Annotated in this window: 13 protein-coding genes; 3 read left to right on the top strand and 10 right to left on the bottom strand. The window is 69.7% G+C overall.

The features are described from left to right. Positions 1-22 precede the first annotated feature (22 nt). Positions 23-1,408: a sugar transferase gene (locus L8M95_RS04380; protein ID WP_260488255.1), complete on the bottom strand. Its 1,386-nt coding sequence runs from the start codon at positions 1,406-1,408 to the stop codon at positions 23-25. Between the two features lie 549 nt (positions 1,409-1,957). On the opposite strand from L8M95_RS04380, the gene L8M95_RS04375 reads away from it, so the two are divergent. After that, positions 1,958-3,205, top strand: a complete 1,248-nt coding sequence (locus L8M95_RS04375) for an AI-2E family transporter (protein ID WP_260488254.1) — start codon at positions 1,958-1,960, stop codon at positions 3,203-3,205. A gap of 9 nt (positions 3,206-3,214) precedes the next feature. Here the strand turns inward: L8M95_RS04375 and L8M95_RS04370 are convergent, their stop codons facing one another. From L8M95_RS04370 to L8M95_RS04355, 4 genes are all read right to left on the bottom strand, one after another. After that, positions 3,215-4,921 (bottom strand): serine hydrolase, encoded by a 1,707-nt coding sequence (locus tag L8M95_RS04370; protein ID WP_260488253.1) that lies wholly within the window; start codon positions 4,919-4,921, stop codon positions 3,215-3,217. A 60-nt stretch (positions 4,922-4,981) separates the two neighbouring features. Continuing rightward, positions 4,982-6,637, bottom strand: a complete 1,656-nt coding sequence (locus L8M95_RS04365; protein WP_260488252.1) for a hypothetical protein — start codon at positions 6,635-6,637, stop codon at positions 4,982-4,984. A gap of 67 nt (positions 6,638-6,704) precedes the next feature. Continuing rightward, a complete protein-coding gene (locus tag L8M95_RS04360) occupies positions 6,705-7,673 on the bottom strand; it encodes an LLM class F420-dependent oxidoreductase (RefSeq protein ID WP_260488251.1) in 969 nt (322 codons plus the stop codon). A 20-nt stretch (positions 7,674-7,693) separates the two neighbouring features. Further along, the gene (locus L8M95_RS04355; protein ID WP_260488249.1) at positions 7,694-9,367 is read right to left on the bottom strand and encodes a peptide chain release factor 3; all 1,674 of its coding nucleotides are present in this window, start codon (positions 9,365-9,367) and stop codon (positions 7,694-7,696) included. 335 nt (positions 9,368-9,702) lie between these two features. Here L8M95_RS04355 and L8M95_RS04350 point away from each other — a divergent pair, with 335 nt between their 5' ends. Next, entirely contained in the window at positions 9,703-10,134 is a 432-nt protein-coding gene (locus L8M95_RS04350; RefSeq protein WP_260488247.1) for a DUF6508 domain-containing protein, read from the top strand. 21 nt (positions 10,135-10,155) lie between these two features. Here the strand turns inward: L8M95_RS04350 and L8M95_RS04345 are convergent, their stop codons facing one another. From L8M95_RS04345 to L8M95_RS04335, 3 genes are read right to left on the bottom strand one after another with little or no spacing between them, the layout of a single operon-like run. Continuing rightward, on the bottom strand, positions 10,156-10,614 hold the full coding sequence (locus L8M95_RS04345; protein ID WP_260488245.1) for a DUF1990 family protein: 459 nt from the start codon (positions 10,612-10,614) through the stop codon (positions 10,156-10,158). Then, the gene (pth, locus tag L8M95_RS04340; RefSeq protein ID WP_260488243.1) at positions 10,611-11,219 is read right to left on the bottom strand and encodes an aminoacyl-tRNA hydrolase; all 609 of its coding nucleotides are present in this window, start codon (positions 11,217-11,219) and stop codon (positions 10,611-10,613) included. The genes L8M95_RS04345 and pth overlap by 4 nt, the downstream gene beginning before the upstream one ends. Positions 11,220-11,236: 17 nt before the next feature. After that, the gene (locus tag L8M95_RS04335) at positions 11,237-12,133 is read right to left on the bottom strand and encodes a LysR family transcriptional regulator ArgP (RefSeq protein ID WP_260488241.1); all 897 of its coding nucleotides are present in this window, start codon (positions 12,131-12,133) and stop codon (positions 11,237-11,239) included. Positions 12,134-12,200: 67 nt separating this feature from the next. On the opposite strand from L8M95_RS04335, the gene L8M95_RS04330 reads away from it, so the two are divergent. Next, on the top strand, positions 12,201-12,818 hold the full coding sequence (locus L8M95_RS04330) for a LysE/ArgO family amino acid transporter (protein WP_260488239.1): 618 nt from the start codon (positions 12,201-12,203) through the stop codon (positions 12,816-12,818). A 155-nt stretch (positions 12,819-12,973) separates the two neighbouring features. Here the strand turns inward: L8M95_RS04330 and L8M95_RS04325 are convergent, their stop codons facing one another. Both L8M95_RS04325 and arsC read right to left on the bottom strand, forming a co-directional pair. Continuing rightward, positions 12,974-13,606, bottom strand: coding sequence for a 50S ribosomal protein L25/general stress protein Ctc (locus L8M95_RS04325; protein WP_260488238.1), 633 nt, complete (start codon positions 13,604-13,606; stop codon positions 12,974-12,976). Between the two features lie 236 nt (positions 13,607-13,842). Further along, the gene (arsC, locus tag L8M95_RS04320; RefSeq protein ID WP_260489158.1) at positions 13,843-14,184 is read right to left on the bottom strand and encodes an arsenate reductase (glutaredoxin); all 342 of its coding nucleotides are present in this window, start codon (positions 14,182-14,184) and stop codon (positions 13,843-13,845) included. Positions 14,185-14,189 lie beyond the last annotated feature (5 nt).

Below are 14,189 nucleotides of genomic sequence, written 5' to 3'. Positions count from 1 at the left end.
CATGCCCACCGGCAGTGAGGCATCAGTAGGCTCCGTCGCTGGAAAGAACCGCCCGAGCCGTCCGCCACAGGATCACGAGGTCCTGCATCAGTGACCAGTTCTCCACGTAGTAGAGATCCAGGCGGACGGACTCCTCCCATGTGAGGTCTGATCGTCCCGATACCTGCCACAGACCTGTCATCCCGGGCTTGACCAGCATTCGCCGGGAGATGCGTCCGTCGTACTTCTCGACCTCTTCCGTCAGCGGTGGCCGCGGGCCGACGATGCTCATGTCGCCTGCCAGGACGTTGAACAACTGCGGAATCTCGTCAAGGCTGTACCGCCGGATCCACTTCCCGACGCGGGTTACACGGGGATCGTCCTTCATCTTGAACAGGACGCCGTTACCGTCGTCCGTACCGGTCAGAGCTGCACGTCGGGCATCGGCGTCGATCACCATCGACCGGAATTTCCACATGCGGAACGGCTCATTCTGATATCCCACCCGAGCCGCGCGATAGAAGACCGGGCCACGGGAGTCGAACTTGATGGCGACGGCGACCGTCAGAAGTACCGGCGACAGAGCGAGAAGGAGCGCTGCTGCTCCCAGCTTGTCCGAAATGCCTTTCCAGAGCCGAACTGCGCTCTTGTACTGAGGCCGGCTGATGTGCAGCAACGGCAGACCCGCCAGCGGTCGCATGAGTACGCGTGGACCGGAGACATCGACCAGGCCCGGAGCGACGAAGAGACGGACATCCAACTCGTCGAGCTCCCAGCACAGGGACTGCATAATGCTGGGACCCAACATGTTCGCGGCCGTGACCGCCACGGTGGTCGCGCCGGACAGCGTCACGGCTTCGCCGACAGAATCCCAGTCCCCGACGATCGGTACGCCCAGCTTGTTGGTTGGGTCACTCTCAGCCTGGCCGAGAGCTCGCTCCGGGCGCGCGCAGAGACCCACCACCGCGTAGCCGAATGCAGGGGTCGCCGACAGACGTTCAGCCAGCGCCGAGGATGACTCGACCGATCCCACTATGAGGAGGCGTTCGAGAGCTTCGCCCCTCGAGCGTCGAGCCGAGAGGCGATGGCGCCAGTACCACCGGGTTGCCAGCAGGCCAGCACTGCCGAGAGGTAGTGCGATCGCCTCGAACCCTCGGGCGACGTCCGGCTGGAATACCACCTCGAAGATGGCCAGCCCGCCGAAGAGCCAGAACGACGCCCTGACGACCCGACTGTATTCGTCCGCCCCCGCGCCGAACACTCGTGGGTCATAGCTGTTGGTCAGACGGAGACATCCCACCCAGACCGCGGCGAGAGCGACTGCGACCAGCACGTAGGGCACCCTCTGATGCATCACCGCGATCTCCCGGGGCGCGATACCGAACCGCAGGAAGTGCGCGACGATCAGCGCCACGCCCACGACGATCACGTCCGAACACCACAGCTTGTGGCTGTAGGGGGAGGACCATCCGCCTTCGTGACGGCGGAACAATCCAGCTCTCGTCGTGTTCGACTTCTCCGCGGCGGACGGCGCGCACAATCCATTCGGGAGGAGCACGGGCCCCGGTTGAGGGGCTTCCGTTCGTCGGAGAGGTGTCGATGTCATGAGATGGGCCCTTAGGTGAGGCGATGGCTCAACCGAGCCGAGATAAGCGTCTTCCCATCGGGCCTCAACGTCAAGGGGGTCTATGAACAGTTACTTATACGAGATAAGTCAACGCGAGGAGCAGTAAATTCGCCGGGAACTTAAACTCGCTTGAAGTGGACTTTCGGGTAATTTAATCAAATCCTGCGGGCGCATTCTGAGAGAATGCTGTGTTCGGATTCGGGGCGAACTGGACAACGGTAAGGCGTGAAGTGTCTGCTCCCTGCCCTCAGATTTCGTCCGGGGATGGGAACGGCGGCGTGGTGAGGCCCAGCCGATCCACGTACTCTCGGAGCAGTCCTACTCGGGGGACGGTGTCAACAGGAGGCGGCGATGTCCCGCATTGACTTGTCCGGCGACAACACCTCGGAACCGGAACCGTCCGATCGAGGCCCCACGTTGACCGCTGGGACGACCGCGACCGGTACAGACGTCTCCATCGCATCCGGTCGACCTTCGGAGGCACCGACGCCGGAGGCTCTCGCCCCCCACGAGGAACCCAAGGGCTGGGGCATCGCCGGTGTCACGGCGGTGTCCCTCGCGGCCCTGTTCGTGGTGGTGTGGGGACTGTCCGAGCACGCGAGTCTGCTGATGCCGGCGTTCCTCGCGCTGAACCTGGTGATCGCCGCCCAGCCCCTGCAGCGGGTGCTGCAGCGGGCCGGGCTGCCACGGTGGGGCGCGATGATCATCGTCCTGGTGGTCCTCTACCTTTTGCTGGCGGCGCTGGTCGGGATGCTGGTGTGGGCGTTGTGGGTGGCGGCCGAGGAGATCCCGCAGTACCAGGACAAGTTCATCGAGCTGTACGAGCAGACGATCGCGTTCCTCGGCACCTTCGGGGTGAGCGAGGACCAGGTCACCTCGAGCCTGCAGGGCGTGGACCCCAACACCATCGTCGGCACCGTTCAGAACGTCGCCGGTCAGTTGTCCTCGGCCGGTGGCCAGCTCACCGTCCTGGTGATCGCGCTGACCTTCCTCGTCTTCGACATCCCCGGCATCACGAGGCGTCGCGCGGTGATCGCCCGGCAGCGGCCGCGGTTGGCCGATGCGCTGGGTTCGTTCACCGACGGCGTGAAGTCGTACTGGATCGTCTCCACGGTCTTCGGCCTCATCGTGGCGGTGATCGACACGGTGGCGCTGATGATCCTCGGGGTGCCGCTGGCGCTGGTGTGGGGCGTGCTCGCCTTTGTCACCAACTACATCCCCAACATCGGTTTCGTGCTGGGCCTGGTGCCGCCCGCGCTGTTCGCCCTGCTCACCGGCGGGCCGGTCGACGCGATCTGGGTGGTGGTGATCTACAGCGTCATCAACCTGGTCATGCAGAGCTTCATCCAGCCCAAGTTCACAGGCGACGCGGTGGGGCTGACCCCCACGGTGACGTTCCTGTCACTGGTGTTCTGGTCGGCGATCGCCGGAGCGCTGGGCGCCATCCTCGCCGTCCCGCTGACGTTGGCGGTCAAGGCGTTCCTCGTGGACGCTGATCCCCGGATGGCCTGGTTCTCCACGTTCCTCACCACGCCCGACGCGGACGCGAAGCGCGACAGGCGACGAGCGGAGCGGCTGCAGGCGACCCACGAGGGGTAGGTCCCGCGGTCAGTCGCCCGTCTCGTCCTCTCCGATGCGGGTGAAGGTGCCCAGGCCGTTTCCGTCGAGGAACTCCACGGTCACCGTGTCGCCGTCGAGGGTGACGCTGCCGCGGGACCCGGGCGGCCAGTTCTCGCCCACCGGACTCGCGGCGAAGGTGTCGCCGTCCCAGTGTTCGAGCGGCCAGACCAGCGGGCCCGGGCCCACGGCGAGCGCGAGGGAGGGCCCCGGCGTCGAGGCGCCGTCGGTATCCCGCTCGTCCGATCCCCGGTCGGCGGGTGCGGCGACGCGGCGGATCTCGATCTCGCCGTAGTAGTCGTTGCGGTAGACGCCCACCAGCTCGTCGGCCGGTCGCGGCGGCGCCGGAGCGGAGGGCTGGCGCGTCGAGACGAGGTCACCCACCGGGGCGAGCAGGGGACCGAACGCCTCGCCGTACAGCTCACGCCACTGCAGCGTCGGGTCGCCGAACTGTGCGTAGTCGGCGAAGCGGGAGTTGATCGTCTCCGCCACCCCGACGGGCGAGGCGTTGGTCAGGGTGATGATGCCGACGTCCAGGGCCGGCATCATCAGCATCGCCGTCCCGGCGCCGAGTGCGAACGCCCCGGAGTGGCTCCACTCGACCCGGCCGGAGGAACTGGTGGAGATGTTGAACCCGTAGCCGTAGCTCCCGGTGCGGTCCGCCGCGGACTGCGGGGGCGAGGACACCGCCTGCGGGGTCAGGGCCTGTCGGAGTGCGTCGGAGGGGACCACCTGCGAGCCACCGGGCCCCTTGCCGTCGTCGAGCACCATGGACATCCACCGCGCCATGTCCGACACCGAGGAGCTCAGGCCACCCGCGGGGGCCTGGGCGTCCGGATCGCGCGCGGGGTCGGCCGGGACCCAGTCGCCGGACGATTCGCCCGATTCGTCGGCGGCGGCGCGGACGTGGCCGACGACGCGGTTGTCGCGGTCGAGCAGGTCCTCGTAGGAGTAGGAGGTGTCCGACATCCCGAGCGGGTCGAAGATGCGCTGACCGCCCAGGTCTGCCCACGGGGTGCCCGCCGCGACCGCCACCGCCTCGGCCCCGGCGGTCAGCCCGAAGTTGGTGTACGCGTACGAGGTGCGGAAGTCGTCCAGTGGCAGACGGCGCAGGCCGTGCAGGATCGCGGGTCGTTCGTACCCGAGATCCTCGAGGTCATCGCCCGCGTGCTCGGGAAGTCCCGACCGGTGTGCGAACAGGTCGCCCACCGTGACCCGGGCCGTCACCCCGGGGTCGGACAGCTCGAACCACGGCAGGTGCTCGCGCACGGGCGTCGACCAGTCGACCTCGCCCGCGGCGGACTCCGCGGCCACCACGGTGGCGCTGACCGACTTGGAGATCGACGCCAGGGGGAAGACCGTGCGCTCGTCGACCGCCTCGTCGGTCTCGGTGCTGCGCACGCCGAACCCTTCGGCCACCACCACCTCACCACCATGGACCACCGCCACGGCGGCTCCGGGGATGCCAGAGGCCTCGAGTTCCTCCTCGACGATGTCGGTCACCTTGCCGATGGCGTACTCGACCCGGTCCTCCGAGACCTCCAGTCCGGAGTACGCCGCGGGGCTCTGGCCGGGTTCGGGCTTGGGCAGCGGGCTGCCGCACGCGGAGGCGGTGAGGGCGACTGTGAGCCCGAGCGCCGCAGCTCCGGCGGTCCGCCGGCGGCGCGTACGACTGGAGGGGGCCGGGTCCGGGGTCATTGCCTCAGGGTAGTCGCCCGGGCGGGCGACGGACGGTAGCGGCGCAGGTCGACGGGGTGGTCAGCGCGCCCGCTCCCAGTTGGAGGTCCACGCCTCGGCGCCGCCCATGAGCTGACGCTCGAGCTCGTCGCGGTCGGGCCCGGCGCGGTGCAGGAGATCGGCGGCCCAGTCGGCGTAGAGGCCGTACTGCGCGACGCCGTCGGTGTTGAGGTCGTACGTGCGTTCACCGAACCGCCACCGGTCCATCAGCTCGCCGTTGGGCGCGGTGAACGGGTACACGAGCGGGTCCTCCGCAGCGCTCGGCCGGGGATCGGCGAGCGGGGCCAGACCGTTGACGTCCGAGCCGAATCCGTAGCCGGTGAACGGCCGGGTGGCGCCCGCGGTGGTGGTCCGCCACTGCTCGAGGAAACCGGTCTCGAAGGTCTCGGTGGCCTCGGCGGGCCAGGCGAACCCGGCGACGAACCCGCCCTGCTCGTGCACGCGGCGGGTGTTGCCCCGGGTCGCCCAGTCGTGGTCCACGACGAGTCCGGTGTATCCCGCCTCGGCGGCGAGGTCGAGCGTGCGGTGGGCGGTCTTCACGCCCATGTGGTCGATGTTGATCACCATGCCGCGCGCCATCAGCCCGCGGATCGCGTGCTCACCCAGCGGGGTCAGGCCGCGGACGTTGCACAGCGGGGCCTCGGGATAGACGGGCAGTGCCGCGCCCGCGGGTGCGTCGGAGGACGCCGCCGCGAGCCCGTCGGCGACGGGCGTGCTGGCCAGGGGCTGGGCGTGGTCGGCGTCGGGACCGGTGCACGGTTCGGTCTCCCAGAAGCGGGCGCGGGCAAGCTTGTTGCCGATGTTGACCGCGAGGCCCGCCAGCTCCTCGTCCATGCGGGCGCCGCCCAGGGCGTTGTCGAATTTGTGTACCGGGAACACGGTCGACACGCCCCATGAGGCGAACTCGTCGAGCCCGCGGTCGATGTCCTCGATCGTGCACATCGGCGCGTCGCCCGCCACCCGGCAGCCGAACGGTTCGGACGCCTCCACGCCCAGGGTGACCGCGAGCTTGCCGTCCGCGGCGATCGCCCGCACCTCCTCCGGCGACCGGGCGATCCGGAACCACCCCTGCCCGGGGCCGCCGTGCTCGGCGTCGATGTGGGCCTCAATCCGCTCGAGGTAGTCCACCTGGCGTCGGAGTTGATCCATCTCATCGCATGACGAGCGCGCGGGCACCCCGATCCCGGCGAGGGCCTCGCAGAGGACCCGGTTGGCCACCAGATGGTTGTTGAGCACCCGCAGTCCACCGCGCCATGCCCGCTCTATACCGGTGTAGTAGGCCTGCTCGTGCAGTTGGGAGTCATGCGACGGCCACTGGGCGAAGGTGGGGAACCCCTGGGTCCCGCCGGGCACGGCGGTCCCTCCGAGGACCGATTCGAGCAGCGCGAAGTGCCCGGTGCCCGAGTGGCTCGGGCAGTCCGACATCGCCGCCGCGAGGCCGCCGGGGGAGAACGGCTCGCCGCAGCGTAGTGCCCCGCCGAACGCCTGGGAGGCCGCCAGGTGCGCGTGGGCGTCGACCATGCCGCTGATGGGGGACTCGCCGGGCGTGGTGGCCGCCCGGGTCGGTGCGGCGATCAGGGGAAAGAGAAGAGCGACGACGACGAGGAGTACCATCGCGGCCCACGCACGGCCTCCGGGATGTGCTGCCCTCGTCGTCGTCGCTTCTCCTGCCCCCATGGCGTGACACTAATCCCACCCCTCCGGCAGGGGAGGCGGTTTCGCCCGGCCGGGCGAGGGGCTCGCGTCAGAGCTGGCGCGCCACCTCGGAGGCGACCAGATCGAGGTGGTCGAGGTCGGACATGTCGAGCACCTGCAGGTAGATGCGCCGCGCCCCGACCTCCGCGTACCGGCCGATCGTGTCCACGACCTCCGCAGGAGTTCCGGCGGCGCCGTTGGCCCGCAGCTCTTCCACCTCGCGGCCGATGGCGTCCGCGCGCCGGGCGATCTGCGCCTCGTCGCGTCCACAGCACAGCACGAGGGCGGCGGAACGGATGATCTCCCCGGGGGCCCGGCCGCGCTCGGCGCACGCCTCGTCGACGCGACGGTACTGCGTCGCCACGGTGTCGAGGTCGGCGAACGGCACGTTGAACTCGTCGGCGAACCGGGCGGCCAGCGCCGGGGTCCGCTTCTTGCCGTGACCACCGACGATCACCGGCGGGCGCTGCTGCACGGGCTTGGGAAGGCCGGGGGAGTCCAGCATCTCCATGCGCTTCCCGCGGACGGAGACCGTCTCGCCGGCGGGCGTGGACCAGAAGGTCTCCAGTGCCCCGAGGGTGTCCTCCAGCAGGTCGAACCGCTCGCCCAGCGGTGGGAAGGGGATGCCGTAGGCGGTGTGCTCGTCGGCGTACCAGCCGGCGCCGAGTCCCACGTCGAGGCGGCCGCCGGACATCTCGTCGACCTGGGCCATCGAGATCGCCAGCGGGCCCGGGTGGCGGAACGTCACCGACGTGAGCAGCGTGCCGAGCCGGATGGTCGAGGTCTCCCGGGCCAGGGCGGCGAGGGTCAACCATGCGTCGGTGGGGCCGGGCAGCCCACTGATGTCGCCCATCTTGAGGTAGTGGTCCGACCGGAAGAAGGCCTCGTAGCCGAGGTCCTCGGCCGCGCGGGCGACGGCGAGCTGATCGGCGTACGTCGCGCCCTGCTGGGGCTCGACGAAGACGCGGAGGCTGACGGAGGAGGCGGGGTCGGGCGAGGCCGGATTGTCTGCTGGCATGACGTCCAGGATGCCAGTCCTCAGTTGGTGTCGGCGACCAGCGGCTCGATCGTGAGGTGCTCCATCTCCTTGGAGATGTACTGCAGCCGCCACTTGTCCCCGAACAGGGCCAGGAGCTCACCGTCGGTGCGCTGGAAGACCTCGACCCCGCGCTGGCGGCCGAGCTCGTCGGCGGATTCGGCGTCCGTGCGGCGGGCGATCGTGTACGGCAGGTTGTCCACCACGACCTCGACGTTGAACTCGGCCTTCATCCGGGCCGTGACCACCTCGAACTGCATGGGCCCGACCGCGGCCATGACCGGGTTCGCGTCGCCACGGGTGTCGTTGCGCAGGATCTGCACCACGCCCTCGGCGGCCAGCTGGTCGATGGCTTTGCGGAACTGCTTGTACTTGCCCAGCGACTGCGCGCGGACCACGGCGAAGTGCTCGGGTGCGAACTGCGGGATCGGCGGGAACTGCACCTTTTTGCCGCTGTAGAGAGTGTCGCCGGGGGCGAGGGCGGTGGCGTTGACCAGGCCCACCACGTCGCCGGGGTAGGCGGTCTCGACGGTCGTGCGGTCGCGGCCGAACACCGTCAGCGCGTACTTGGTGGTGAACGGCTTGCCCGTCTGAGCGTGCTGGACCACCATGCCGCGCTCGAACTCGCCGGAGACGACACGCATGAACGCCAGACGGTCGCGGTGTGCGGCGTCCATGCCGGCCTGCACCTTGAACACCATGGCGGAGAACGGTTCCGAGGTCGTGCGGGGCTCGCCCGAGACGGTCGGCCACTCGCGCGGCGGCGGCGCCAACTCGACGAGCGCGTCGAGGATCTGGTGCACACCGAAGTTGAGCATCGCGGAGGCGAAGATGACCGGGCTGGTCTCTCCGGCCAGGTACAGCTCCTGGTCGTGGTCCTGACCCATCGCCGAGAGCAGCTCGGACTCCTCGACGGCGGTCTCCCAGACCTCGCCCTCGCGCTCGGCGGCGGTGGCGGGGTCGTAGAGCTCCTCCGGTGCGATGGTCGAGCCGCCGGCGGTGCGGGTGAAGTGCACGTACTCCTCGGGAGCACCGTCCGGTCCGCGACGCAGCAGGCCCCGGTAGTCGCCCGCGATTCCCACGGGCATGAACAGCGGGGTGGGGACGAGGCCGATCTGCTCCGTGATTTCGTCGAGCAGCTCGAGCGGGGCCTGGCCGGGCCGGTCCCACTTGTTGATCACCGTGATGATCGGCAGGCCGTTGTGCTTGCACACCTGGAACAGTTTGAGGGTCTGCGGCTCGAGGCCCTTGGCGGCGTCGATGAGCATGACCGCCGCGTCGACGGCGGTGAGGACGCGGTAGGTGTCCTCGGAGAAGTCGGCGTGGCCGGGGGTGTCGACCAGGTTGATGACGTACGGGTCGTCGCCCGGGTCCGATCCCTCCGGTGCGTAGGTGAACTGCAGTGCCGTGGAGCTGACGGAGATACCGCGGGCCTTCTCCATCTCCATCCAGTCCGACACGGTGGAGCGGCGGCCCGACTTGCCGTGGACCGCGCCGGCCTCGGTGATCACCCGGGCGTGCAGCGCGAGCGCCTCCGTGAGCGTGGACTTGCCGGCGTCCGGATGCGCGATCACCGCGAACGTCCGGCGGCGCGCGACTTCGGAGCTGACGTCCGCGCCGGCATACGCACTCGTGGCGTGCCCGCCCGTTCCGGTGTCCTCGGCGGTCTCGGTCACACGCACTCCTCACGGCAGTCGACGGCCCTCGTCGTCGTCACCCAGGGTACGTCCGCGCACGTCCGAGCACCCAATCCGGAGGCAGGGTGACCGGGGGAGGCGGGGGCGTGAAAGTCGAGGTCAGGGGCGGCGAGGGACGCGGTGGACGCCGAGGGGGCGCGGTCGGGGTGGCGGGGACGCGGCCCCGGTCCGGCCGGAGATCGGTAGGTGCCGTAACGATCCGCCCCGTGGCAGCCGATGGTCAGGCAAGGAGAGGTTCCCGCCGTTCGGTGTCGGACCTGCTCGATACGGTGCGGACGAGCGGCGTCGCCTGACGCGCGGAGGCAGGGACCGGTATGGACGAGAGCAGTACCACGCACGGCGTCGAGGAACGCAGGGCTGCGTTCCTGCACCTGCTCCCCGTGGTCGATCGACTGCGGGCGGCCGACGGGGTGACCTGGGCGGGCGGCCGGCGGGACAGGGACGGAACCTACCTGGTGCGGTATCCGACCTACGGCGAGGACACGCTGGCCGTGATGGAGGCGTTCGGGGGGGGAGTGCTCACCCGGCACGGGTATCTGGACGAGTTGGAGCGGCGCGGGATGTCGGACGGCGCGCTGACCGATCTCACCGGGCTGGCGGAATGTTCGGACGAGGATCTGACCCGCGCGCTGCTCACCTGGGTGGTCCGGACGGAGCGGTTCGTCGACGGCTCGGTCGCGGAGGCCCTGAGGGAGGGCGCGTTGGTGGCACTTCTCGACCGGCTCCGGGAGCTGTACGACCTGTGACGTGCGGGCCGGTGCGACGGGTCAGGGCTGCTCACGGAGGGCGGCGAGGTAGCGGCGGGTGATCCGCTCCTGCTCGACGCGGGCGAGGGGTGCGCCCAGCCGCGCGAGCAGGGTCGCGTGCGCGGATTCGCCGGTGACGGTCAGCGCGACGGCGTCGGAGACGGGATCGTGACGGACGAGGAAGGTCTCCCACCCACGCTCGGGGTGGCCCGGGAGGGCGCGGTAGGTGAAACCACGTGCGTCGGGTCGGTCGATGACCTCCGTGACCTCGCAGGGGGCGGCCAGGCGTAACCACGCGCCGGGGCCGGTCCGCGGACGGAGGGTGACGGTGCGGCCGGGGGTGGCGGGTCCGGTGGCGACGACGACGAGGCCGGCCCGTCGATGCATGTCCCAGTTGATCAGTGCTGCACTCGCGCGGCGGAAGAGCTCGGCTCCGGTACCCAGGTGGGCCTCGCGCTCGAACCGCCGGGAGCGCGTCACGCCGAGTGGACCTGGTTCTGTGCCGTCTCCAGCCCGTGCTTGAGGAGGAGTTCGACGGCGTCGGCGGCGTCCTGGATGAGGAACGGCACGTCGGGCTGTTCGAGCTTGGAGAAGCGTTTGAGGACGAAGTCGGCCACCGCCATCCGGCCGGGCGGGCGGCCCACCCCGGTGCGCACGCGGATGTAGTCGCGGGTGCCCAGCGAGCCGGACATCGAGCGCAGGCCGTTGTGCCCGCCCTCGCCGCCGTCGCGCTTGAGGCGGACCTGACCGAAGTCGATGTCGATCTCGTCGTGGATCACGATGATGTCGGTGGGTTTGACCGAGAAGTACTTGGCGACCGCGGCGACCGGACCCCCCGAGAGGTTCATGTAGCTGCGGGGTCGGGCCAGGACGACCGGAGTGTCGGCGAGTCGGGTCTGGGCGATCTCGCAGTTGGTCCGCTTGTGGCTGGAGAAAGTCGCCGGCATCGGAAGTGCGCGGGAGGCCAACTCCTGCAGGACGTCCCAGCCGATGTTGTGGCGGGTTCCCTCGTAGTCGGGGCCGGGGTTGGCCAGGCCCACGATGAGGGTGGGGCCGGGCGTCTCAGCGGTAGTCACGGCGCCCATGATCCCAGACGGCGCGATCAGGCCCGCAGTTCGGTGCGGGCCGTGTCGAGGACCGCGGCGGTGAGGGCGTCGAGGTCCGGTGACTGCAGCTTCCAGTGTTGCCAGAACAGGGGGACGTCGAGGTGGTGATCGGGGGAGACGTCGACGATCTCACCGGAGACGAGCCACGGGGTCGCCAGCTGCTCGGGGATCAGGCCCCACCCCAGCCCCGCGACGATCGCGCGGACGTGATCGTGTGAGCTGGGGATGAAGTGCCGTGGCCCGGTGGGCTCGCGGCGGGCCAGGCGACGGTAATGGTGGTTCTGGTGGCCGTCGCTGCGGTCGAAGTCGACGATGGGGGCCCGCCCGAGCGCGGCGGTGGTCGAGCCGCCCCTCAGATGCCGGGAGACGAAGCCCGGGCTGGCGCAGGCCAGGTAGCGCATGGAGCCCAGGGGCTGCGACCGGCATCCCTGCACCGGGCGGGACTGGCTGGTCACTGCGGCCATCACCTCTCCGCGGCGCAGCAACTCGCTGGACAGTGACTCGTCCTCACGGCGGATGTCGAAGACCACCCGGCCGGCCGCGTGGACCTCGGTCATGGCATCGAGGAACCACGTCGCCAGGGAATCGGAGTTGCACGCCACAGCCAGCACCACGTGTTCCTGGGTGGACGCGGAGACGTCGAGTTCACCGGCGAGTGACTCCTCCAGGTGGAGCATCTGCCGTGCGGTGCGCAGGACTATCTCGCCGGAGTCGGTGGCCGAGATCGGGCGCTCGCGACGGACGAGGATCCGTCCCGCCGACTCCTCGAGGGCGCGGATCCGCTGGGACACCGCGGACTGGGTGATGTGCAGGTGGGCTGCGGCAGCCTCGAAGGACCCGAGGTCCACGACGGCGGCGAGGGTCCGGAGGTGCTCGAGCTGGAGAGTGTTCATAAGTGCAACTAATGCTAGAGCAGAAAGTGTAGTCGCACTACTGGATCGGGCGACCTAATCTGAACAGGTGACCACTACCTCGACTCTTCTCATGGGCGTCGGGATGGGCCTCGGGCTCATCGCCGCCGTCGGCGCGCAGAACGCCTACGTCCTCCAGCGATCGATCCGCGGAGATGTGGCGATGGTGCCGATCGTCGCGTTCTGCGTGGTGTCCGAGGCGGCGCTCATCCTGCTCGGGGTGGCCGGGGTGGGCGTGCTCATCGAGTCCGCGCCCGCGGCGATCACCGTGATGAAGTGGGTCGGCGTCGTGTTCCTGCTGGCGTACGGGGCGTTCGCCGCCTCCCGCGCGATCCGCCCCGGTGACGGATTACAGGTCAACGGCAGCGCCCGCGTGCCGTCCACGCTCGGTGCGGTGGCGGCCTGCGCGGCCTTCACGTGGCTCAACCCGCACGCCTACCTCGACTGCGTGGTGTTCCTCGGCACGCTCGCCAACCAGCAGGGGGCCGACCTGCGCTGGGTGTTCGCGGCGGGGGCCTTCATCGCGGGCGTGATGTGGTTCTCGCTCATCGGCTTCGGGGGGAAGGCGTTGAGGGGTCTGTTCGCCAAGCCGGGAGCATGGCGGGTGCTCGACGGTGGAATCGCCGTGATGATGCTGGTGCTGGCGCTGGGTCTCATCCGCGGCTGACCCCGATACGCGCGTGATCCTGATGCGCGAGCGGCCACGGGGGCATGGTCTTTTAGGAAGTACGGGACGGGCCCGGGATGACACTGTGGTCGTCCCGGGCCCGTGGCCGGTCGCCGCCGTTCAGGCGGCATGCGCGTGCTGTACGCGCGGGAGGATCAGGCCTCCTCGGCGGCCTTCGCGGCGTCCTCGGCAGCCTCGCCCTGGGGCGCGGACTCCTCGTCGGACTCGAGGTCGGACTCGGACGGCGCCTCGATGACGTTGACCAGCAGGGTCTCCGGATCGGAGACCAGGGTCGCGCCGGAGGGCAGCGTGATGTCCGCGGCGGTGAACTGGGTGCCGGCCTCGACACCGGAGAGCGAGAGCTCGAACTCCTCGGGGATGTCGGTCGCCTCGACCTCGATCTCGATGTAGTCGGCGTCCGTCGTGACCAGGGTGCCGGGGGCGGCCTCACCGGTGAGGACGACGTAGACCTCGACGACGACCTTCTCGCCCTTCTTCACCACGAGCAGGTCGGTGTGCTCGATGATGCGGGTCAGCGGGTGCACGTCGATCTGCTTGGGCAGCGCGAGCTGCTCCTCGCCCTCGATGTCGAGGGTGAGCAGGGAGTTGGTGCCGTGCGCACGGAGCACGGCGGCGAACTCGAGCGCGTCGAGCAGGAGGTGGCGGGGCTCGGTGTGGTGGCCGTACAGCACTGCCGGCACCTGGCCCTCACGACGGGCGCGGCGGGCGGAGCCCTTGCCGAACTCGGTGCGGGTGGAGGTCTTGAGGTTGTTGATTTCCTTGGCCATGACTGCCTTTTCGTCGGAGTGGGAGAGCGTGCCGCTCTACGAGTGGTACCTCCTCGGCGATCGAGACGATCGCCGAGGCCGGTCCACCGGGACCACGCCGACAATGATCGCGTCGATAACGGAGTGGCCCGGGTTGATGCGGGTCCTCCCTCGCCGAGATGACCCGACCAGCCTAGCGGTGCGGGGTGCGGCGCCCAAAATCGCCCGACCCGCCGCCCCGGGTGTGGAGCGGCGGGTCAGAGGATCTCCTCGACCGCCGCCGTGGGGCGCGCGAGGCGGGTGCCCTTGTCGGTGACGACGAAAGGCCGCTCGATCAGGCGGGGGTGGGCCACCATCGCGGCGAGCAGTTCATCATCGGAGGCGTCGATGAGTCCGAGTTCGGTGAACTCGGCCTCCTTGACGCGCACCGCCTCCCGCACCGTCAGGCCGGCGTCGGCGATGAGGGTGCGCAGCTGCTCGACGTCCGGGGGAGTGTCGAGGTACTTGATGATCGTCGGCTCCACGCCCCGCTCGCGCAGTAGTTCCAGCGCCTGCCGGGACTTGGAGCAGCGGGGATTGTGGTAGATGGTGGCGCCCACCGCCC

The sequence above is a fragment of the Dietzia sp. B32 genome, from assembly GCF_024732245.1.
GTDB lineage: Bacteria > Actinomycetota > Actinomycetes > Mycobacteriales > Mycobacteriaceae > Dietzia.
The sequence above is the reverse complement of the archived record's forward strand: the minus strand, read 5'-3'. Positions and strand labels throughout refer to the sequence as shown.

Excerpts from the sequence above, each read along its gene's own strand:
- L8M95_RS04375 (WP_260488254.1), top strand. The coding sequence starts at position 1,958 with ATGTCCCGCATTGACTTGTCCGGCGACAACACCTCGGAACCGGAACCG.
- L8M95_RS04370 (WP_260488253.1), bottom strand. The coding sequence starts at position 4,921 with ATGACCCCGGACCCGGCCCCCTCCAGTCGTACGCGCCGCCGGCGGACC.
- L8M95_RS04365 (WP_260488252.1), bottom strand. The coding sequence starts at position 6,637 with ATGGGGGCAGGAGAAGCGACGACGACGAGGGCAGCACATCCCGGAGGC.
- L8M95_RS04360 (WP_260488251.1), bottom strand. The coding sequence starts at position 7,673 with ATGCCAGCAGACAATCCGGCCTCGCCCGACCCCGCCTCCTCCGTCAGC.
- L8M95_RS04350 (WP_260488247.1), top strand. The coding sequence starts at position 9,703 with ATGGACGAGAGCAGTACCACGCACGGCGTCGAGGAACGCAGGGCTGCG.
- pth (WP_260488243.1), bottom strand. The coding sequence starts at position 11,219 with ATGGGCGCCGTGACTACCGCTGAGACGCCCGGCCCCACCCTCATCGTG.
- L8M95_RS04335 (WP_260488241.1), bottom strand. The coding sequence starts at position 12,133 with ATGAACACTCTCCAGCTCGAGCACCTCCGGACCCTCGCCGCCGTCGTG.
- L8M95_RS04325 (WP_260488238.1), bottom strand. The coding sequence starts at position 13,606 with ATGGCCAAGGAAATCAACAACCTCAAGACCTCCACCCGCACCGAGTTC.